Origin of the sequence: Sporosarcina obsidiansis (genome assembly GCF_009651005.1) — a bacterium.
GTDB lineage: Bacteria > Bacillota > Bacilli > Bacillales_A > Planococcaceae > Sporosarcina > Sporosarcina obsidiansis.
Genome location: NZ_WHVW01000003.1, coordinates 194,782 through 216,178, shown reverse-complemented (window position 1 = coordinate 216,178; position 21,397 = coordinate 194,782). Strand labels below are relative to the sequence as shown.

Genomic DNA, 21,397 nt, shown 5'->3' with positions numbered 1-21,397 from the left:
AATTACCTCCAATGCGCCAAACACTTCCTGCACCGCGAATTTCTTTAAAGGAACCGAGCCAAAGTTGCCTTGATCCGAGCCAAAAACTTCTCTAACCGATCGAAAGGAGAGCAGAAGCGCGCCAAAGTCAGGACGCACCAACCCAATCAGCTATACACCCTGCGCACTCCACATAACTTCACCGCATACGTGGTTAAATTTAACTCTATCTCTTCCACCGATTTTCCCGTAGATGGCGCATGCAGCATCTTTCCATTACCTACATACATACCGACATGGCTAACCGAAGAATTTTCTTCCCCTCTAAAAAACAACAAATCACCAGGCTGCCATTCTGCACGATCTAGAGATACTTGTTTTCCTACCTTTGCCTGATCCGCTGCATCACGAGGCAGTCGAAACCCGTAAGCCTTCCAAAGATTATACATCAACCCTGAGCAATCAAACCCCCATGCGGACATTCCACCCCATAAATAAGGCAGCTTCAAAAACTGTCTTCCTACAGACAGCAATTTGCAAATGGACACTTCTCCCGCATCTTTCATCCTCTCCACATCTACAGAACGTATCCACTTCATCCCATGAGGAGTTCGAACTCTAATGCGCTTACCTAGCTGTCCCTCATAAGGAAGAACTGTATTAAAGGATACACGCAAAAATGACTCGCCTGTTTCCTCCATCACCCAAGCTTTATAGGCAGTCACTCTCACGAATTCTTCTGCACCAACTACACCGCACAATGATAATTGCACGAGCGGCACCCAACCTGGATAGCCGTATGAATTTTTTCGTGATGGCTGCCAACTAGCGATCACTTTCGCCCAGTCTCCCACCACTTCCTCCACGATTACGGGTTCACCATACAAAAGCTGCGTTTGAATTCGACCTTCTTCACTTAACGCCAAGCGCTCCTCAAACGAAAGTTGACCTAACCACTTTTCCAATTGCACTGGCTGATCTAAAGCGGGTACATCCACAAGTCGCGGTACATCCGGATCTGTCCAAACGGTAGCCACACTAACCGCACACACCCACTGCTCATTCACAGGCATGCTCCTTTACCCATTGCATCATCTGTGCTGAATCCAAGCCAAGCCCAGCGTCACTGCCGAACTCCATAACTGCACCATTATACTGAATGCCACCGTTCGCAAACCGATCTGCCAACAAAAGCGGTGCATCCAAATCAATCCGCGTAATATTTGACTGGCTCGCCGCAAAATGAGCAGCTGCTGTCACACCGACAGCCGTTTCCATCATACTGCCTACCATGCATTCGATCCCGTGCGCTTCTGCCATTGTATTGATTTTTAAGGCTTCGCGGATTCCCCCAGACTTCATCAATTTAATATTCAGCAAGTTCACCGCACGCAACTCTAGCAATTTCCTAGCATCCACCGTTGAAAATATTGATTCATCCGCCATGATTAATGTCTGCGTCTGTCGCGTCACTTCGCACATTCCTTCGATATCATCTGCTACGACTGGCTGTTCAATCAATTCAATATTCAGCCCATCGTCTTCAAGCTGTCGGATAATCCTGATCGCTTCTTTCGGTTGCCACCCTTGATTGGCATCGAGACGAAGGATGACATCAGGGCCAATTTCCTGGCGTATCGCTCGAATGCGCTCTCTTTCTTCCTGGAGAGTGCCCGTACCCACCTTCACTTTCAACGTAGTGAAACCCTTCGCCATACACTCTGCTGCTTCATTCGCCATATCTGTTGGAGTCGCCACGCTGACAGTTACATCGGTTGTCAGACTCTCTCGATAACCTCCCAACAATTGTACTAATGGCAATCCACAAAGCTGTCCTAGCAAATCGTGAATTGCCATATCGAGCGCAGCCTTAGCACTCGAATTTCCGACAATTACTCGCTGCATCCGTTCAAATAACTGCTCACGCCTCGTCAAATCTTGCCCAATCAACTCCGGCACTAACACTTGCTCGATAGCGTAGCGAATACTGCCGATTGAATCGCCAGTTATGACATGCGTCGGCACCGCTTCTCCCCAACCAATTAAGCCATTTTCAGCGGTCATTTTCACAATTACCGACTGCACAGTGTGTACCGTCCGCAATGCCGTAACAAACGGTCGGTGAAGGGGAGATTGCACCAAAAATGTTTCTACGGCACAAATCTTCATTCAGTCAACTCCTGGTAAGATAGTTAGCGTCTTTTCATTCGCATCCAAACGTCCTTTCACACCGAGTGGGATGGCGATATTCGGTTCACAATGACCCATTTTAAATCCTTTTACAACTGGCTTACCCAGATTAGCCAAATAGTGATCAAATACTTCATCTAAAGACAATGTCTTATCTGGATTAGATGGTTCTGCCTTTGCAAAATCGCCAATAATAATACCTACCGCTTCCCTAAGCTTGCCTGCCAATCGCAATTGATTTAATAACCGATCTACTTTATACGGCTCTTCTCCAATATCTTCAATGAACAGTAACTTTTGATTCGTCTCGATCTCACGTTCGCTTCCAAGACTGTTCGCTAGTTGCGTCAAGTTACCACCTACCATTTCTCCCTCCGCAACTCCACCATTCAAAGTTTCGAGGGGAGAAATTGCCTCCGAGTAGTGAACTTCCACAGGGGTAAATAGCTGGCCGAACATTTTTCCCGATAGTTCATGAAATTCATCCTTCGCTACACAAGAAGCGAGCATCGGCCCATGAAATGTCACGAGTCCGGTACCTTGACGAATGGCCGTATGTAAATACGTAATATCGCTGAATCCCCAAAATACTTTCGGATGCTGCCGGATCAATTCCATATCAAGCTGATCTGCATAGCGAGCTGAACCATACCCTCCACCGGCGCAGAAAATCCCTTTCACTTCTGGATCCCTGAACATATCATGCAAATCAGCAAGCCGTTCCTCATCAGAACCTGCCAAGTAACCATTTCTCTTATATACAGACTGACCCACTTTATATCGAAGTCCCAGCTGTTCTAAAAATGAAAACGAACGCTCCACATCTTCACGTGCAACCGGACTAGCCGGTGCAACAATTCCTATCAAATCACCATTAGCTAAACGTTTTGGACGAATCATCCTATTCATCACCCTTTCTACGTCCTACTCTATCATATTCAGGAAAAAACATAATTAATACCGCAGCTCCAGATGGAAACAGCGGTAATACTTCGGGATATTTCATTGTCCATGTGTGTGGCACTCATATTATTCTTCTAAGCGATTATAAATCACAACCGCTCATACGAACTCACTCCTCCGACACGCCCCACTTCCACACGTAACGGTTCTCCGATTTTGAATCCATCGAATAATTCACGACCCGCTTATTCACACCTATCAACTCATAGCGGTACAATGTCGGGACAAGCGGTACATCTTCCACCATCAATGCTTGCCATTCTTTATAAATTTCTTGCCGTTTCTCTGTGTCGAACGCCTCTTCAGACGTTCCCGCTACCAACAAAGCATCATTCATTTCATTCGTATATCGTGAATAATTAAACAGCGCAGTGCGTCCATATAAGCCAGATGGATCAGGATCTGAACCGGTCCCCCATGCCCCTTGAAAAATATCCACATTCGGATCATCTGATTTCACCATTTCATAAAACGCATTGAAATCGTGTAAGCGTCCATCCGTCAGCTCCACTTTTAAACCAACGTCCGCCCAGTTTTGAATATAATACTTCGCAATCGGTTCTGCGACATCGCCTCCTGCCATGGAAGCGAAGCGCAAAACAAATGACTTGCCGTTAGGGTCTTCCCGAAAGCCATCACCTGTTACGTCCACATAGCCCGCTTCATCTAATAAAGCCTTCGCTTTTTCAGGATCATATGGACGTCCAGGATTTTCAGCATCATGATATGTTTCAAACACAGGCACAATGAGAGTCGTAGCAGGAAAACGCAAACCGTGATATAAATAAGTGCCGACCGATTCGTTATCCATCGCATGCCACATTGCTTGGCGAACCAGTTTATTTGCCAGTTTCGCATTAGGGTCCATTCGATTTTCTTTCCTTTCTTCATCCCACTTGCCCATTTTAAAACCAATATAACTATAGGCGAGATCAATATCACCAAGCAATTCAATATTGTCTAGTTTTCGAACTGTTTCATATTGATCTGCTGGGATTTTCGCCAAATCGACGTCTCCTTTTTTCAGCGATTCCACAACAATTGCTTCATTCACCGTTTTCAATACAACGGATTTCAATTTCGGACGACCTCTCCAATAGTTTTCATTTCTCTCCAATAAAACCGATTCACCTGGAACAATCTTCACAATTACATAGGGACCGAAACCAATAGGCGAGACGCGAATTTTCTCAGATGACTCCAGTTCTTTCATCGTCAACTCACCTGTGGTCACATCTCCCACATGATGACGTGGAACCGGGACGGACCAAAAACCCGTCATGATGGAAGGTGACGCAGTCTTAAATGTCACACTGATGGTTCGTTCGTCCTCTACTTGAATTCCGGAAATCGTCTTCGTGCGTCCTGCATGATAATCTTCCATCCCCACTATATTTTCAATTGTGAACGTATAGCGCTCACCTGAATAATCGGGATGACCAAGCAATTCATAGGCATACAGCAAATCACTCGCCTGGACAGGTTCCCCGTCATGCCAATAAACGCCATCCTTAATACGTAGTGTAATGGTCCGTTTATCGTTAGACAGCTCATACGTTGCTGCCCCTTCATTCGTAATTTCAAAATTACTATCCGTGGAAAGAAGCGCCTCGTCAAACCAGCTCATAATTTCCGCATCGAATGAACCGCTGTAAAATGCACGGCTCAAAGTACCTTCAAACGGATCCGAGCTAACCAGGGCGACAATCATTTCTCCGTCTTCCATCGCCTCGCCTTGATTGGATACTTCCAATGGAAATGTCGGCGATTCCGTCACTTGAGACCGCGCCTCTGAACATCCAGCCGATACGATGCACATTAATAGAATGACCATCCATTTTCTAAGCAAACGGTTCTCCTCCTTTATGCAGCTCGCTGTCTAGCATCCGAAGCCCTCTTTACTGCTTGACCGATGTAATTAATGCACAGCATGATAACTAAAATAAGTAACGCAGCAGGCAGCCAAACCCACCACTTATTTTGGACAATATCAGGATTTTTCGCTAACGCAATTAATGTTCCCAAGGAAGGCGTTCCGGACGGCAACCCAAATCCAAGAAATGTCAATCCCGTTTCAAGTCCAATATTCCCCGCCAACGTCAGCGTCATATTCACAATTATCAACGAGCTCAAATTTGGCAGCATTTCAAACAGCATAATCTTCCATCCTGGTGTCCCAAGCGTCTTGGAAGCATGAATATAATCCAACTCCCGTTCCGCTAGCCCCCTCGATCGAATGAGACGCGCTTTGCCGAACCAGGCGAAGACACTCATGATGAGAATGAAACTAAACACGTTATAATTAGGTACCATCACCACAAACACAATAATGATCATTAATGACGGTAAAATCATTAGGAAATCGAGTATTCGACAAATGATTTGATCGACGATACCACCGTAATATCCAGCAATCAAGCCAATCGTCAACCCATATAAACTGGCAAGCAACGTAACGCAAACACCGATCGTGAACGAGTTCCGCGCACCGAGCAACAACTGACCAAAGACATCACGCCCCCCGTCATCCGTCCCTAGCCAGTGCGTAGCAGACGGTGCCAAATAAATACTGGATAGCTCGATTCTCGTCACGCGGTCTATTGAAAGGAAGAGAGGTGAAAGATAAGCGATACCTATTATGCAAATTAGCAAGAACGTTGAAATCAACGCCATCCGATCATGGCGGATTTCCCGCCACACCGTTGATAAGAAGGAGCGATTCCCCGCTTTTGCCTGTCGCATTGCTTCATCAGAAAGTCTCATCCTCATCACTCCTCCTCACCCGTTCATCCGAGACGAATCCGCGGGTCCACCATGCGCAAAATAATATCTGACAACATCGTTCCTACAATGACCGCTGCTCCTGAAATGAGAACAAGTGCGGTCACTACTGTAAAATCCCTAGTCATGATGGAATCGATAAAGAGCCGTCCGAGCCCCGGATAGCTAAAAATCGTTTCAATAAATACTGACCCTGCAATTAAGCCAGTAATTTCATATCCTAAAAATGCAGCAATCGGCAAAATCGAATGCCGTAACACGTGTCGCCTATACACCGCATGTTCCGGTACCCCTTTCGCACGAGCCGTCTTCACGAAATCTTTCATTTTCGTTTCAATAATTTCATTACGTAAATACTGCACAGTCGAATAGGTCAGTAGCAACGAACCTGACAACACAGGCAGCACTAAATGTTTCAACCTGTCCCACACGTACTCCGCAGTACCTTCTTCGATCCGAATATCAACACTGCCTCCACTCGGAAACCAATTCAACACAAAACCGAACACATACAGCATCAGTAAGGCGAAGACAAACACTGGCGTCGCAAATGAAACATAGTTATACGTCACAATGAATTGATCCGCCCAACTCCCTGTCCATCTACCTGCAATCATACCAAGCGGAATTGCAATTACATACGTGACAACCAGTGTGGCCACTGACAACCAGATTGTATTTCCAATTCGACCTGCCAACAGCTGCGTAACCGGCTGCTTGTGAACAAACGACTGTCCAAAATCACCTTGAATCGCATCACCGATCCATCGTCCATATTGCACGATCCACGGATCATTCAAACCGTGCTGCTCCCGAATCTTCTCCATTTGTTCAGCAGACACATTAGGTTTCCCCATAAATGCTCCAGTGACCGCATCACCTGGCATCTGCTTAGCCAAAAAGAAAATAAGAATACTTAATAATAGAAGTTGAGGTATCATCAGTAAGATCCTTCTTACAATAAACATCAGCAAATTTCTTACCTCCTCACTTCAACGCTGCCCAGTGTGTATCTGTGATCTTCCGCATCTCGACTACGCGACCTGACGAATCAAAAAATTGCTCATTGGCCAATTCATATTCTTCATTTATTCGAAAACGTTGCTTCATTTTTTCTAGTCTTTTTTCAGGATTCATTTCAGGCATCGCGGCTAATAATCGCTTTGTATACAAATGACTCGGCCGCTCGTAAATGTCTTGAATCGTACCTTCCTCCACGAGCCGTCCTTTGTACATGATGCCGATCCGGTCACACATGTGGCGGACAATTCCTAAGTCATGCGAGATAAAGAGCATCGTCAAGTCAAACTCTTCTTGGATTTCCTTCATGAAATTTAATACTTGCGCCTGTACCGATACATCGAGAGCAGACACCGGCTCATCCGCAATGAGTAACTGAGGGCGTAAAGCGAGTGCACGAGCAATTCCTATCCGCTGTCGCTGCCCCCCTGAAAATTGATGTGGATATTGATAAATCGATTCAGCATTCAAGCCCACTCGCTCCACCAATTCTTGTACTTTCTTTAATTCCTCTGCTCTTGTAAGCCGTTCGAAATTACGCAACGGCTCCGCAATAATATTCCAGACATTTTTTCGTGGATTTAACGAAGAATAAGGATCTTGAAAGATCATTTGGATCTCTTTCATTCGCAATTTACGAGAAGACCGATGCATTTTGGACAAATCGTCGCCTTGGAATAAAATTTGTCCTTTCGCTAACTGGTTCAACCCCATAATCGCTCGGGCTGTCGTCGATTTTCCACAACCTGATTCCCCAACAAGTCCATACATTTCCCCTTGATGAAGCTGCAAGCTCAACTGATCGACAACAGGTGGAGTAGGCATCGTTCGTCTCAAACATCCCGCTGTCTTAGTAAATTGAACGGTTACATCACGTAGCTGTAATAGAGGCATTTATTTCGTCTCCTATTCTTTCCGTGGGCAAGTAGAAGTGCTGATGGCAGACACAGCGGACGAAATGTTGTGGCGCAATTTCATGCAAGACTGGATTGACTTCATGTAATTCATTTGAAATCCACGGAATACGAGGTGCAAAACGGCAGCCACTTCGTTTCAGATGTTCAATGGCTGGAACCATGCCCTCAATGACATGCAGTCTCCCCTTTTGACCGAATGAAGATGGCAGTGAATGAAGAAGTGAACGTGTGTAGGGATGAAGTGGATTATGGAATAACGTATGAATCGGCGCTAACTCCACAATTTCCCCTGCGTACATAACCGCCACACGATCCGCCATTTCCGCTACTACACCTAAGTCATGTGTGATCAATAAAATCCCTGCTTGCGATTGACGTTGCAACTCTTTCATTAATTCCATAATCTGTGCTTGGATTGTTACATCTAGTGCAGTCGTTGGCTCATCTGCAATTAATAGTTCGGGATCACAAGCCAATGCCATCGCAATCAATACCCGCTGTCTCATCCCACCGGACAATTCATGGGGATATTGTTGATAGACTTGTTCATTATTGTGAATACCCACTCTTTCGAGCAACTGAAGTGCCCGCTGTTTCTTCTCTTTTGTGGATAAAGTCAAATGATATTTCATCGGTTCTTCAATTTGTCGCCCAATGATCATCAATGGATGCAATGCCGTCATCGGATCTTGGAAAATCATTGCGAGCCGTTTTCCGCGAATTTGATTGAGTTCGGCTGTAGATAGTTGTAGCAGATTCTGTCCTTGGAACTCAATTGTTCCTTCTATTTTTGTTCGTTCAGGTGGATGCAAGCCCAGGATCGACAAAGCAAGCGCACTCTTTCCACAGCCCGATTCGCCTACGATGGCCAGTACTTCATTTTTGTGGATAGTTAGCGATATACCATCTACTGCTGGATGAAATTCATCGTGAATTCGAAAAGATGTCCGGAGATTGTGGATAGTTAGCAAGTTATCCTCCACACCATCAACTCCTTTGCGGATAGTGTGAATAAATAGTGGGAAATTATGCGTGGTTTTTTAAAAAGTTATCCACGTTTTAGTTTCTGTGGACGGTTTGGGAGATTGTTTCGCGCGGTGCAGTTGAGGTTTGGCTCGGTTGCAGGTTTTTACGCTCGGTTCTCAAGACGTTTGGCGCTGTCCAGTTCCTGATTTGCGCGGTGCACCAAGACTTTCGCTCGCACCACCGACATCGTATTGCCAATAAAAAAACCGAACAACTGAACTTCCCCAGTCATTCGGTCTACTATTATATTGACGTAACTTGATTCTTTGATGCATCAATCAACGTGCGAACCGATGCGAAATCTCCTTTATGAAGCGCAGTCACGATTGCACTTCCGACAATGACCCCATCCGCCAATGCGCCTAATGATTGCACATGTTCAGGAGTAGAAATCCCAAATCCCGCTAACACTGGAACGGAGCTTGCTGCCTTCAACCGTTGTAAATGACCTTCCAATCCTTCCGTAAATGAATCACGAACGCCTGTAATTCCATTTACTGTAACAGCGTAGATAAATCCTTCAGCTGCTTGTGCAATCGCTTGAATGCGTTCTGCAGGACTCGTCAAAGAAACGAGTTGAATTAATGCAACCTCACTATTTTTTAGGGCATCTTTCAGCAAGTCACTTTCCTCTAGTGGCAGATCTGGCACGATTAAACCATATACTCCGCTTTTTTCACAGTCTGCTGCGATCGCTTGCAAACCGTAGCTCAGCACAGGATTCAAATACGTCATGATAACAAGAGGAACCGTTACTTCTTCCTTAAACGAAGCAAGTTCATTAATCACTTTGCGTAGCGTTATGCCCTCTGCTAACGCACGCTCACCCGCTTGCTGAATTACTTCACCGTCTGCTACAGGATCAGAAAAGGGAATGCCGACTTCAATCGCAGTCGTGCCTGCCTCTTGCAAGAATAAAATATTTTCTTTCAACGTTTGCAAACCACCATCGCCTGCCATGATATACGGAACAAACGCCTTATCACCGCGTTCATTACATTGCTCAATGGCTTGTCTCACTTGTAGTTTTGTCATTACGCTTGGCCTCCTAACGCATCCCGTACAGTTTGGACATCTTTATCTCCGCGCCCCGACAAACAAATGACTAGAATTTCTTCTTCTTTCATTTCTTTAGCTAGCTGCACAGCATAATAGACAGCGTGCGCACTTTCAAGAGCAGGAATAATACCCTCCACACGTGATAATAACTGCAAACCTTCCAATGCTTGTTGGTCCGTCACGGAATCGTATTGAACTCGCTTAATATCATGTAAATGACAATGCTCAGGTCCTACTGCTGGATAGTCCAGTCCAGCCGAAATTGAATGGGCTTCCTGAATGAAACCATCTTCGTCTTGTAGTACATACATATAGGCACCGTGTAATACACCTTCTTGATTTCCCGCAATCGCTGCCGCATGTTTCCCTGTCGAAATGCCACTACCCGCTGCTTCGACACCGTACAATTTGACGTCTTCATCGTCGACAAATGGATGGAACATGCCAATCGCGTTACTGCCGCCACCGATACATGCAACTACTGCATCCGGAAGACGCCCTTCCTTCTCCACAATTTGCTGTTTTGTTTCATTGCCGATTACACATTGAAAATCACGAACAATTTGTGGAAATGGATGCGGTCCAAGTGCTGATCCGAGTATATAATGTGTATCCTCTACATTCGATACCCAATAACGTAGTGCTTCGTTCACGGCATCCTTTAACGTTCCCGCTCCTTTATCAACGGAGACAACTTTCGTTCCAAGCAACTCCATACGGAATACGTTTAATTCCTGACGGCGAACATCCTCTTTACCCATGAAAACGACACACTCTAAACCAAGTAGCGCACAAGCTGTGGCCGTTGCTACCCCGTGCTGACCAGCACCTGTTTCTGCAACAATTTTCTTTTTCCCCATACGAATCGCAAGCAACGCCTGTCCCAATGAATTATTGATTTTATGTGCGCCTGTATGATTCAAATCTTCACGCTTTAAATAAATCTTCGCACCGCCTGCATGCTTCGTCAGACGCTCTGCCAAAAATAGCGGATTCTCCCGGCCAACAAAGTCTTTTAAATAGTAATTCAGTTCCTCGGTAAACGCAGGATCTTGTTGCGCTTCCTCATAAGCTACTTCCAATTCCTGTAATGCCGTCATTAAGGTCTCAGGAACAAATTGCCCCCCGAATTTCCCGTAACGTCCTTTAGTTTCTGTAGTTTGCATCTTGTTCACTCCTACCTTTCGCTATGTGAATAAACGTCCGAATACGTTCCTCATCTTTTTGTTTATTAATTTCCACTCCACTCGATACATCGACCATATGCGGATTCACTTGCTCAATGGCTTCCTGCACGTTCTCTGCATGCAAACCACCCGCCAATATAGTCTGTTCTCGTGAGACGCCTGTATCTTCCAACAACGACCAATCAAATGTCCGACCGCTGCCGCCTTTATATTCCACGCCGGGTGTATCAAATAAAAAGTAATCCACCTCATACAAAGCTGCTCGTTTCGCGTCCTCTTCATTTCGAATAGCCAATGCTTTAATGGACGGCAAACCTACTTCTCGAATAAATTCTGGAGATTCATCCCCATGATATTGAATGAAATCTAAGGGCACTTCTTTGAACGTCCGTTGCAATTGCTCTTTTGAAGCATCCACAAACACACCGATTTTCAAAACAGAACTCGGAATTAACGTCGCAAGTTCTGCCGCCTGCTCAATCGTTACCTCGCGACGACTTGGTGCGAAGACGAACCCAATTGCGTCCGCCCCCGAGTCTACCGCTACCTGCACATGTTTTGGCTGCATCAAGCCGCAAATTTTCACTAACGTCATGAACGGACTCCTTGCTTTTCCACTTGTAACGCCTGCAGTGCATCTTTCACCGAATCACTACGCATCAACGACTCCCCAACCAACACGGCACTCGCTCCTGCTTTCGCTGCACGCTCTGCATCTTGGGGTCCCCAGATTCCACTTTCACTGATGAAAACACGCTCTTCATCGAACGGAAATTGCTCCGCGATCAGCTCGGTCTGCGCTAAATCCACTTCAAATGTATGCAAATCGCGATTATTGACACCAATGATTTTCGCATCGATTGCCAATGCACGATGTAATTCCTGCACGTTATGCACTTCTACCAGCACATCCAGTCCACGTTCATTCGCGTACGTGTATAGACTTCCAAGCGTTTCATCATCTAACGCCGCCACAATTAATAAAATAACAGATGCACCCGCACTCTTCGCTTGATCAATCTGAATCGGATGGATCATAAAATCCTTACATAACAGCGCGATAGGAACTGCTTCTGCCACAGCTGCCAAGTCTTCAAATGAACCTTTAAAAAACTCGCGGTCTGTCAGTACAGAAATACATGCAGCTCCTGCTTCATAATAAGCGGTCGCTTGTTTCACAGGATTTGCTCCCTCTGCGATTAATCCTTTTGAAGGGGATGCCCGTTTCATTTCGGATATAACTTGAAGTTGTTCCGCTTTTCGCAGTGTCTCGTACAACGACGGACGCTTGATTTCTCTTTCGGGAAATGTTGCATTGCTCGCAAGTAGCTGTTCTACTTCTATTTTCTTCTGTGCAATAATTTTATCTAAAATCGTCATCAGACAACCGCCTTCTGCCGAATTGTTTCGCTAAATGCGACAACGGCCTCTAATTTTTCTAGTGCTTTTCCGGATAAAATGCTGTCGATCGCGCGTTTAACCCCTTCTTGTATCGTTGTCACTTGACCATTCGCAAATAAACCGATGCCTGCATTTAAAACAACCGTGTCAAACTTAGGACCCCGTTCTCCATTTAAAATCGCTCGAGTAGTCGCTGCGTTTTCTACGGCATTTCCACCTTTAATTGCAGACAGTGGGGCATATTCCAATCCCACATCATCTGCTGTCAATGAAAATGGAATCAAATCCCCATGATCCAATAGGACAAATTCGTTCTGTCCCGCAAGAGAAGCTTCATCCATGCCACCTGCACCACTTACAACAATCGCGCGCTCCCGACCAAGCATACGCAGGACAGAAGCATATTCCATAATGAAATCTGGACGATTGATGCCCGTGAATTGTGTCTCTAGTGATACCGGATTCGTCAAGGGACCGACTAAGTTAAAGATCGTCGGCTTGCCGATTTTATTTCGGATCGCACCCATCCGCTTCATTTTCGGATGAATGGCGGGCGCAAATAAGAACGCAATGCCTTCCTGCTCCAATAACTGTTGCATGTCACTTACTTGATACTCCGAATGAATACCAAGTGCATCGAGTACATCCTGGCTGCCTGCCGCGCTAGATATTTTTCGATTTCCGTGCTTCGCAACTTGTACGCCTGCACCTGCTAGCACGAAGGCAGCGGTCGTGCTGATGTTAAATGTATTCACTCCGTCTCCGCCTGTTCCGCAGTTGTCTAAATATCGCGCGGCAGTTGGAGCAAAATCGATAGCGTATGACTTCATGACAGCTGCTAGTGCGGCAACTTCATGAGAGGTTTCGCCTTTTTTAGATAGGGCAATTAAAAACTGAATAATCAGTTCCTCATCTGTTTGTTCTGTAAAGAGCAGTTCGGCTGCCTCTTTCATTTCTTCGTACATTAAATGACGGTTCTTCTCTACTATGCTCAAAAATTTCTCCATGCTCATCTCTCCTCGTCTCTTCTTACTTCTCCAATTTCATTTGTAGATTATTTCACTAGTTCAATTGCTTCGAGCAATGAACGAGCTTTGTTGGAAGTCTCTTTGTATTCCAAAGCCGGAACGGAGGCTTCTACAATTCCTGCTCCGGCTTGGACGTAGGCTTTGCCCTGTTTGACTAACATGGTGCGGATTGTTAAGGCGAAGTCGATGTTACCGTTTAGTCCGATATAGCCGATTGCGCCTCCATATATACCGCGGTGTTGGTCTTCTAGTTCATCAATGATGGCCATTGCGGCTGGTTTTGGAGAACCTGTCACCGTTCCTGCAGGCATGGTCGCTTTTAACGCGTCTAATGCGTGTAAACCAGGCGCTAGTTCGCCTTCCACTTCGGATACAAGGTGCATGACATGTTCATAGCGCACAGTTTCCAAGTAATTCGATACCTCAATCGTTTCAGGACGGCATACTTGTTCCAGTTCTTTCTTACTCACTTCCACTAACATATCGTGTTCCGACAGTTCTTTCGGGTCGTTTCGTAATTCATTTTCCAACGCCAAGTCTTCTGCTTCATCATGGCCACGTCTGCGAGTACCAGCAATCGGATTGGTCAGTACCTTACCTTCCGAGACGCGCACTAAACTCTCAGGAGATGTACCAATCACCGTATGATCATCAAACTCCATATAGTACATATACGGGGATGGATTACGTCTGCGTAGTTTGCGGTACAATGCGAATGGGTCCCCTGTTATGTCCGCTTCTAGACGGCGAGACAACACGACTTGTTCTGCCTGCCCTTCTTTGATGGCATCGATAACGAGTTGAACACGTCGTTCAAATTCCTCTTTAGATACAGCACATCGATAATCAGAGATCGATACTTCTTCCTCCTGATCAATTGTCCCGTTGACAATCATGTCTTCGATTGCGTCTAGATCTGGTGCTTCGTATACTGGGTTAATCTCTGTATGCAGCAAGGTCACTTCATGTAATTGATGGTCATAAATGACGACAGTATCATAAATGTTGAAATAGACATCCGGTATATGTAGATCATCCGCTGTCCGTTTTTCACCATTGCGAGCAGCTCCATATCCAACATACCCAACTGCGCCACCCGTGAACGGAAATCCTGCATCTTCGGTAATCCGTGGCATCAAGCGTTTTAATAGTGTATATAGATCGCCTTTATGCGTATATGTCTTGTTTGTTGCATAAACGATTTCCTCCACTATTCCATCACGGCCACGGTACGCCTTTTGCGGATTCAAACCAATGAATGAATAACGTCCCGAACCACCCGCCTGCGAAGAACTTTCCAGCAAGAATTTATGATTCCCTTTCAGTCTTCTGAAAATTAATATAGGCGTTAAGGAATCCCCTTCAATCTTTCGTGTCGTCACTCGTAAGTTCTTCTTTTCTGTCGTCATATCCATTCTCCTCTTTTTTGCGAATATCACCTATCTAGGCGGGTTTTTTGCTGAATAAATATAAAAATCCTCTGCAAACAGACAGATTAAGTCTGTTGCAGAGGACGATTGGTAACCGCGTTGCCACCTCAAATTGAAGCGCCAAAGCACTCCCACTTTACGTGTTTTCACACTGCCCATAACGCGGGCGTACGTCTGTTTTATTAAATACACCTTGGCGTAATTGATAAAACAGCTGTCATAAGTCCATTCACGACTGCCGTGTATCAGTTCCCACCAACCACTGACTCTCTTGAAAACACGTACAATCGCTACTACTCTTATTCATATCTTTTCACTATTCTCTTCTCAACTAACTCATCTCGTCTAACGTGGACGACTCCGCTGTCGAAATCTTCTGTCCATCTGGTAAGTATATTTATCTTAATATGCAGAATGTTTAATGTCAACAATTTCTTGGAAATGTTATAATCATCTTATCGTGACAAGCGCGGAAGGAGATTACATATGCGTATCAATAAATTTTTAAGTGAAGCCGGTATTGTATCCAGGCGCGGCGCCGATCAATGGATCACAAACGGTCGTGTCAAAATTAATGGAGAGTTGGCAGAACTCGGTAGTAAGGTAGAAGCCGGTGATCAGGTAGAAGTAGACGGCAAACTAGTTCAGAAAGAAGATCAGTTAGTGTATATTGCTCTCAACAAGCCTGTTGGGATCACGAGCACGACGGAACGCCATATCGAAGGAAATGTAGTGGATTTCATTAACCACCCATTACGTATTTTCCATATCGGTCGATTAGATAAGGATTCCGATGGATTGCTTTTATTAACAAATGACGGAGATATTGTGAATGAAATTTTAAGGGAAGAACATGGTCATGAAAAAGAATATATCGTGACAGTTGACAGTCCTCTAACCTCTTCATTTATCTCACAGATGGAAAGTGGTGTGAAAATCCTTGATACCGTAACAAAACCTTGCACCGTGACAAAACTAGGTCCTAAAACTTTTTCCATCGTCTTAACCCAAGGACTCAATCGACAGATTCGGCGGATGTGCGCAGCCCTTGGCTATCATGTACGTCGTTTGCAGCGAGTACGCATTCTTAATATCGAGTTGGGTAACTTACCAATTGGAGAATGGCGAGACCTAACAGAATCAGAACGCAAGGAATTATTTCATACATTAGGCTACAAACCAAAAAGATAACTTAGGCGGAAGCGGCAACCAACGCTTCCGCCTTTTCTCAAATCAACAAGGGAATTATCATTTATCCTTCATCTTCTACAAAATCCTTTATCATCCTCCAAAACTAGTTCAATACTCTCTTTTAATATGTTATAATTATGAAAATCAGATGCTTTATACAACTTATTACTTAATATACCGATATAACTTTAGAATACATGAATAATTTTTACGAACCACAATTTCGTTCTTATTCTATTCGAGAGACGTCTTAAGAGAGGGGGTTAATATCATGCCCTTACACACACCTACATTCAATCCTTCTTTGTCTACATTATTCGAAGAAACGTTCTGCGTCTCATTGATTGATCCGAATGGTTACCTGACGTATGTGAATCAGAATTTTTGCAGGCTAACAGGCTACAGCGAAGAAGAATTGATTGGTAACACATGGAACATGTTGAACAATAGACTGTCTATTAAACAAACGATTTGTCTCTTTGAAAAACATTTTGCAACCGAAAAAGTATATCAAGAGACGGTGCGGATTTATTCAAAAGACGGTAAGAAATCATGGATGGATGTAACAGTTGTACCTATTTACGGTGTCAACGGGGAATTGACAAACTACTTATCACTCGATATCGATGTAACCGATTCTGAACTAGTTTCTCGTGAGTTCGCAAAGACTCGCACTGATCTTGAAAACTTTAAACAAGCCTTAGATGAAGCAGCTGTCGTAGCAATTACAAATCCACAAGGCATAATTACATATGTAAATGATCATTTCTGCAAACTATCTAAATACTCACGTGAAGAATTGATTGGAAAAACACATCGTGTCGTCAATTCTGGAGTTCATCCTAAAAGCTTTTTTAAAGAAATGTGGCAGACGATACAGCAAGGTAAAGTTTGGCGAGGTGATATCCAAAACCGTTCCAAGGATGGACAGGATTACTGGGTCAACACCACTATTATTCCCTTCGTAGACAAGAAAGGAATACCGTTCCAGTATATATCCATTCGACAGGATATTACAGCACGAAAAGAGACAGAAAAGTCATTGGAAATTGCTCTAAAAAATGATTTCTCCACTACTGTGAAAAATCTTGAGAATGCTATTTTCAAATACTCTTTTGATAAAAATAAACAAATTAACATTACACTGTTAGAAGGTAAAATCACTGAAAAAATTGGAGTCAACCTAAATACTCTTAATCAAATGGTTTACGATAAAAACATAAATATTTCAAATGTCAGACGTCGTTTATTAGAAGGTCTATTAGGTCGCAGCTCTCAATTCGAAATAGAGTATCAGTCTTATACATTCCTTGTCTATTTATCTCCTATTTTTGATAAAGACCAGGTAGTGGAAGTTGTAGGTACTGCCATTGACATTACAGAGCGTAAAGAAGCAGAGCGACTGGTTGAGCATATGGCATTTCACGATCATTTAACGGGTCTGCCAAATCGACGTTTATTGAAGCAATCTGTAGAGCAAGCAATTGAAGTTCGGAAGAAAAGCCAAGAATCATTTGCTCTCTTGTATATTGATTTAGATCGCTTCAAGAACATTAATGATTCAATGGGCCATTATGTCGGAGACCAACTACTAAAATCAGTTGGTGAGCGGTTAAAGCTGCTCGTTCGCCACAATGATATGGTAGCCAGATTAAGTGGAGATGAATTTATCGTGTTGTGCGCACCTACTACCAAAACAGGTATACGATTGGTAGCACAGCGCATAGTCGAAGAAGTATCCAAGTCATTTCAAATTAATCATTTGGAGATATTTATCGCACCGAGCATTGGGATTAGTATGTATCCAGATGACGGTGAAGATTATGATACCCTCATGCGCAATGCGGATTCTGCCATGTATCTAGCGAAAGAATCCGGCAAAAGCACGTTTCAATTTTTTACGAAAGAGCTCTATAATGATTTAGTGGAACGAACCTTAATTGAAATGGAACTAAGACAAGCACTACCGAAGAATGAATTATCCCTTCATTATCAGCCACAGCTCGATTTTATGACAGGACAAATAAATGGAGTGGAAGCCCTCTTGCGATGGAATCACTCTTCGAGGGGAATGATATCACCCGGTCAGTTCATTCCAATAGCGGAAGAGACAGGCTTAATTCTCCCCATTGGTTTATGGGTATTGAAAACTGCTTGCAGACAAGCAAGAGAATGGCAAGATCTTGGGTATCCACCTATTCGCATGAGTGTCAATGTTTCATTGCGCCAGTTTAAGAGTCCAACCTTTATATCCGATGTGAAAGACACATTGCTCATCACTGGACTGCAACCGAACTACCTGAATATCGAAATCACAGAGAGTATGACTTCAGATGTGAATTACTGTCAAAAGATTTTACAAGAGTTGCGAGAGATAGGGATCAAAACAAGCATTGATGACTTTGGAACTGGTTATTCGTCCTTGAGTTATTTGAGCAAGTTCCCGATCACACACTTGAAAATTGATCAGTCATTTGTCAGGGAGCTGACAAATAATAATTCCGTCATCGTCAAAGCAATCATCGATTTGGCTAAGAATTTACACCTTCGAGTCATTGCCGAAGGAGTCGAAACTGTAGAGCAGGCAGAGTTCCTCAAAATGCTCCAATGCGATGAAGCACAAGGTTTTCTTTATTCCAAGCCCCTACCGTGTGAGGAGATTGGGAAGCTATTGGAAAGCAACTTATAACGAGAATTTCGGAAAGATCAGCAGGATGAGCATCTGTTGGTCTTTTTTTGTTCGCCATCAAGATATCCCCTCTCTCGACGTTTCTTCAGCAAGAAACCATACTATTTCATTTGCTAATATGCTATAGTTGTCTCTATATTTAAACTCTTCTAACTTAATAATTGTTTCAAAGGGATGAGTTTTTCACAGGGGGAGATGTTGAGTGGGAACAAATCAGATGCGGTATTCTGTCACCGCGTTAGCAGGGTTTCAATGGCTTTTTTTCATGTTTGCCAATACGGTCGTCATTCCGATATCGGTAGGCGCAGCATTTGAATTGGAGCAAATTGAAATTGTCTCTGCTATACAACGTTCATTTATTTTCACTGGAATTGCCTGTCTACTGCAAGGTACGTTAGGGCATCGATTAGCACTTATGGAAGGACAATCCGGGCTCTGGTGGGGTGTCGTATTGAGCTTAGCGGGCACCGCAAGTGCGATGGGGGTCAGCTTGACGACTGTTGGGGGAAGCATTGCAGTCGGTGCGATGATTTCAGGAGTACTAGTTGCCATTCTTGGAGTACTAGGTATGGGGGAAATACTCAAGAAGTGGTTTACGCCAGCGGTAATGTTCGTTTTTCTATTATTGTTAGCCAATCAACTGATCACAATCTTCTTAAAGGGGATGATTGGTCTCAATGACGGAGATTACATAAATTTGACAACGACACTATTTTCATTCGTTTTGGCCGCACTGACAATTCTAGTGCATGTTAAAGGAAAAGGTATTATAAGTAGTTTGAATCTACTGATCGGCATGACAGTCGGCTGGGTCAGCGCTGCTTTACTATTTCCTCAAGAAGCTACAGAAACGATTAAAACCACCCCTTTTATTCAATGGTTTCCTTGGGGTGAACCGACAATTGAAATGGGGATCGTCATCACAGTGATCATCACGGGGCTATTAAACACGACAAATACAGTGGCTACGTTAAAGGGTGCAGAAGATATTTTCGAGAAAGAGACGACAAAAATGCAATACAAAACGTCTTTTCTCATTACCGGCGGATTGAATGTATTTGCGGGCGCTCTTGGACTTGTCCCGTACGCTCCTTACGCCTCGTCCATCGGATTTTTACAGTCTAGTGGCATTAAAGAACGGCTTCCTTTCTTTATCGGCTCGATCCTCTTTATTGTTCTCGGCTTGGTACCGCCATTAAGTGCATTCTTCTCTACCATTCCTCAAAGTGTGGGGAATACGGTTCTTTTCGTAGCCTACTTACAATTGTTCCGTTCTGCTTTGCGTAATGTAGAAGGATTGACATTTGAGCCCAAGACGATTTATCGCGTGGCGCTGCCAGCCTTACTCGGTCTATCGATTATGACGTTGCCTGCAACTGTGTTTGCATCACTACCAGAATTGCTTCAACCCCTTCTTTCCAGTGGGTTGCTCGTCGGAATTTTAGCAGCACTTTTAATGGAACTCATATTTTGGTTTGGCCAACGCTTCAGCACACGCAGAATTTCATAAGGTTTCATTCTATAACGACCAAGCCCTGATCCATTCGATCAGGGCTTCAGCTTGTAGACAAACACAAAAAAAACTAAAAAACCGGCTCACAATCTTTAATTTTCAATAGGATTAGCACACTAACGTTGTTCTATAATAAGAACTTAACACTTGCTTCTTTTTTATAAGCTGAAGAGGAATGAACTACTTAAAAAATCAATGAATTACGCTAGTTGATCGTAGTGGAGGGTGGCGACTCCGGGAGGATCAGCGTGTGTCTTGAGACCCTGGACTGAGCAAAGCGAGGGAAGCGGCTCAAGCCACGCCCTCCGGAACGCGTCCACCTGGAACGTAGATCAACGGTACCCTGCCCAATTCCTTTCTTTTGTCTATAGTCTGAAGCCCTGATCCATTCGATCAGGGCTTTTTATACGTATACACAAGAAATCGTTCTTGCTCGTCATATACATATAGATGGGGGATAGGGATTTCTACAATCTTTTCGAATAAAGAATGGTCTTGCAGAAACTGTTCATAATCTGCGGTTGGGTAATATAAAATAATTTCCACAGGGCGTGCGGCTAATTCTATAGAACGGATGATATTGTGAATGACCGATCGGAAAATATCTAAAGAAAATGGGTTGAAGAAATAAAACGTGGTCGCGTCTGAAGGGATTTCATAGCGCTCTGCTAAACAGCATTTAAATGACAATGTCCCTCGTTTTTTAGGAAAAGCTTGCCGATAATCCATCAAGTTATTCATAGCATCTTGATGCAATACGTAGTTCATTTCAATGCCTGTCACATCCAATGAATAAAGATAATGCACATAAAATGGAACACGTCCCTTGCCACATCCGAAGTCAATCCAGCCTCCGCTTGTCTGAATCTTATGTCGAGAGAACAGAAAATCTAGTGCTTCATATGGTGTCGCTTCATAACGGTTATAATGTGAGGATTGATGGTTCCACTCACGTATGCCTATAGTCTGAACATGCAAACGTTTATCTATTTCCCTCTCTTCCATCCGTCTAACTCCCTTACT

Annotated in this window: 18 protein-coding genes and 1 other annotated feature; of the genes, 3 read left to right on the top strand and 15 right to left on the bottom strand. The window is 44.0% G+C overall.

Annotated features, from left to right (window positions below; genetic code table 11):
• Nucleotides 1-146 precede the first annotated feature (146 nt).
• The 14 genes from GD002_RS04560 to GD002_RS04495 all read right to left on the bottom strand — a co-directional run bounded on the left by GD002_RS04560 (nt 147) and on the right by GD002_RS04495 (nt 14,960).
• Nucleotides 147-1,046: a C40 family peptidase gene (locus GD002_RS04560; protein ID WP_228548297.1), complete on the bottom strand. Its 900-nt coding sequence runs from the start codon at nt 1,044-1,046 to the stop codon at nt 147-149.
• Nucleotides 1,039-2,148 (bottom strand): mandelate racemase/muconate lactonizing enzyme family protein, encoded by a 1,110-nt coding sequence (locus GD002_RS04555; RefSeq protein ID WP_153731151.1) that lies wholly within the window; start codon nt 2,146-2,148, stop codon nt 1,039-1,041. The genes GD002_RS04560 and GD002_RS04555 overlap by 8 nt, the downstream gene beginning before the upstream one ends.
• Entirely contained in the window at nt 2,149-3,078 is a 930-nt protein-coding gene (locus tag GD002_RS04550) for a S66 peptidase family protein (RefSeq protein ID WP_153731150.1), read from the bottom strand. It lies immediately after the preceding gene.
• A 163-nt stretch (nt 3,079-3,241) separates the two neighbouring features.
• Nucleotides 3,242-4,981, bottom strand: coding sequence for an oligopeptide ABC transporter substrate-binding protein (opp4A, locus tag GD002_RS04545; RefSeq protein WP_153731149.1), 1,740 nt, complete (start codon nt 4,979-4,981; stop codon nt 3,242-3,244).
• A 14-nt stretch (nt 4,982-4,995) separates the two neighbouring features.
• The gene (locus GD002_RS04540) at nt 4,996-5,895 is read right to left on the bottom strand and encodes an ABC transporter permease (RefSeq protein ID WP_228548296.1); all 900 of its coding nucleotides are present in this window, start codon (nt 5,893-5,895) and stop codon (nt 4,996-4,998) included.
• Nucleotides 5,896-5,918: 23 nt separating this feature from the next.
• On the bottom strand, nt 5,919-6,887 hold the full coding sequence (gene opp4B, locus GD002_RS04535) for an oligopeptide ABC transporter permease (RefSeq protein ID WP_153731147.1): 969 nt from the start codon (nt 6,885-6,887) through the stop codon (nt 5,919-5,921).
• A 13-nt stretch (nt 6,888-6,900) separates the two neighbouring features.
• Nucleotides 6,901-7,827, bottom strand: coding sequence for an ATP-binding cassette domain-containing protein (locus tag GD002_RS04530; RefSeq protein WP_153731146.1), 927 nt, complete (start codon nt 7,825-7,827; stop codon nt 6,901-6,903).
• A complete protein-coding gene (locus GD002_RS04525) occupies nt 7,805-8,833 on the bottom strand; it encodes an ABC transporter ATP-binding protein (protein ID WP_153731145.1) in 1,029 nt (342 codons plus the stop codon). The genes GD002_RS04530 and GD002_RS04525 overlap by 23 nt, the downstream gene beginning before the upstream one ends.
• A 286-nt stretch (nt 8,834-9,119) precedes the next feature.
• Nucleotides 9,120-9,911 carry a tryptophan synthase subunit alpha gene (gene trpA, locus GD002_RS04520; RefSeq protein WP_153731144.1) on the bottom strand — a complete coding sequence of 264 codons (792 nt, stop codon included), beginning with the start codon at nt 9,909-9,911 and terminating at the stop codon, nt 9,120-9,122.
• Nucleotides 9,911-11,101, bottom strand: coding sequence for a tryptophan synthase subunit beta (gene trpB / locus GD002_RS04515; protein ID WP_153731143.1), 1,191 nt, complete (start codon nt 11,099-11,101; stop codon nt 9,911-9,913). Before trpB ends, trpA begins: the two co-directional genes overlap by 1 nt.
• On the bottom strand, nt 11,082-11,717 hold the full coding sequence (locus GD002_RS04510) for a phosphoribosylanthranilate isomerase (RefSeq protein WP_153731142.1): 636 nt from the start codon (nt 11,715-11,717) through the stop codon (nt 11,082-11,084). Before GD002_RS04510 ends, trpB begins: the two co-directional genes overlap by 20 nt.
• Complete coding sequence (gene trpC / locus GD002_RS04505) at nt 11,714-12,502, bottom strand: indole-3-glycerol phosphate synthase TrpC (RefSeq protein WP_153731141.1); 789 nt, start codon at nt 12,500-12,502, stop codon at nt 11,714-11,716. Before trpC ends, GD002_RS04510 begins: the two co-directional genes overlap by 4 nt.
• The gene (gene trpD / locus GD002_RS04500; protein WP_153731140.1) at nt 12,502-13,536 is read right to left on the bottom strand and encodes an anthranilate phosphoribosyltransferase; all 1,035 of its coding nucleotides are present in this window, start codon (nt 13,534-13,536) and stop codon (nt 12,502-12,504) included. The genes trpC and trpD overlap by 1 nt, the downstream gene beginning before the upstream one ends.
• 41 nt (nt 13,537-13,577) lie before the next feature.
• A complete protein-coding gene (locus GD002_RS04495; protein ID WP_228548295.1) occupies nt 13,578-14,960 on the bottom strand; it encodes an anthranilate synthase component I family protein in 1,383 nt (460 codons plus the stop codon).
• A 97-nt stretch (nt 14,961-15,057) separates the two neighbouring features.
• Nucleotides 15,058-15,297: a binding site (T-box leader), on the bottom strand.
• A 170-nt stretch (nt 15,298-15,467) separates the two neighbouring features.
• On the opposite strand from GD002_RS04495, the gene GD002_RS04490 reads away from it, so the two are divergent.
• The 3 genes from GD002_RS04490 to GD002_RS04480 all read left to right on the top strand — a co-directional run bounded on the left by GD002_RS04490 (nt 15,468) and on the right by GD002_RS04480 (nt 20,371).
• Nucleotides 15,468-16,172 carry a pseudouridine synthase gene (locus tag GD002_RS04490; protein ID WP_153731138.1) on the top strand — a complete coding sequence of 235 codons (705 nt, stop codon included), beginning with the start codon at nt 15,468-15,470 and terminating at the stop codon, nt 16,170-16,172.
• A 271-nt stretch (nt 16,173-16,443) separates the two neighbouring features.
• Nucleotides 16,444-18,861 (top strand): EAL domain-containing protein, encoded by a 2,418-nt coding sequence (locus tag GD002_RS04485; RefSeq protein WP_228548294.1) that lies wholly within the window; start codon nt 16,444-16,446, stop codon nt 18,859-18,861.
• 202 nt (nt 18,862-19,063) lie between these two features.
• Nucleotides 19,064-20,371 (top strand): uracil/xanthine transporter, encoded by a 1,308-nt coding sequence (locus tag GD002_RS04480; protein WP_228548293.1) that lies wholly within the window; start codon nt 19,064-19,066, stop codon nt 20,369-20,371.
• Nucleotides 20,372-20,767: 396 nt separating this feature from the next.
• On the opposite strand, the gene GD002_RS04475 is transcribed toward GD002_RS04480, so the two are convergent.
• Nucleotides 20,768-21,379, bottom strand: coding sequence for an SAM-dependent methyltransferase (locus GD002_RS04475; RefSeq protein ID WP_153731136.1), 612 nt, complete (start codon nt 21,377-21,379; stop codon nt 20,768-20,770).
• Nucleotides 21,380-21,397 lie beyond the last annotated feature (18 nt).

Excerpts from the sequence above, each read along its gene's own strand:
- GD002_RS04555 (WP_153731151.1), bottom strand. The coding sequence starts at position 2,148 with ATGAAGATTTGTGCCGTAGAAACATTTTTGGTGCAATCTCCCCTTCAC.
- GD002_RS04550 (WP_153731150.1), bottom strand. The coding sequence starts at position 3,078 with ATGAATAGGATGATTCGTCCAAAACGTTTAGCTAATGGTGATTTGATA.
- GD002_RS04540 (WP_228548296.1), bottom strand. The coding sequence starts at position 5,895 with ATGAGACTTTCTGATGAAGCAATGCGACAGGCAAAAGCGGGGAATCGC.
- GD002_RS04530 (WP_153731146.1), bottom strand. The coding sequence starts at position 7,827 with ATGCCTCTATTACAGCTACGTGATGTAACCGTTCAATTTACTAAGACA.
- trpA (WP_153731144.1), bottom strand. The coding sequence starts at position 9,911 with ATGACAAAACTACAAGTGAGACAAGCCATTGAGCAATGTAATGAACGC.
- trpB (WP_153731143.1), bottom strand. The coding sequence starts at position 11,101 with ATGCAAACTACAGAAACTAAAGGACGTTACGGGAAATTCGGGGGGCAA.
- GD002_RS04510 (WP_153731142.1), bottom strand. The coding sequence starts at position 11,717 with ATGACGTTAGTGAAAATTTGCGGCTTGATGCAGCCAAAACATGTGCAG.
- trpC (WP_153731141.1), bottom strand. The coding sequence starts at position 12,502 with ATGACGATTTTAGATAAAATTATTGCACAGAAGAAAATAGAAGTAGAA.
- trpD (WP_153731140.1), bottom strand. The coding sequence starts at position 13,536 with ATGAGCATGGAGAAATTTTTGAGCATAGTAGAGAAGAACCGTCATTTA.
- GD002_RS04495 (WP_228548295.1), bottom strand. The coding sequence starts at position 14,960 with ATGACGACAGAAAAGAAGAACTTACGAGTGACGACACGAAAGATTGAA.
- GD002_RS04490 (WP_153731138.1), top strand. The coding sequence starts at position 15,468 with ATGCGTATCAATAAATTTTTAAGTGAAGCCGGTATTGTATCCAGGCGC.
- GD002_RS04485 (WP_228548294.1), top strand. The coding sequence starts at position 16,444 with ATGCCCTTACACACACCTACATTCAATCCTTCTTTGTCTACATTATTC.
- GD002_RS04475 (WP_153731136.1), bottom strand. The coding sequence starts at position 21,379 with ATGGAAGAGAGGGAAATAGATAAACGTTTGCATGTTCAGACTATAGGC.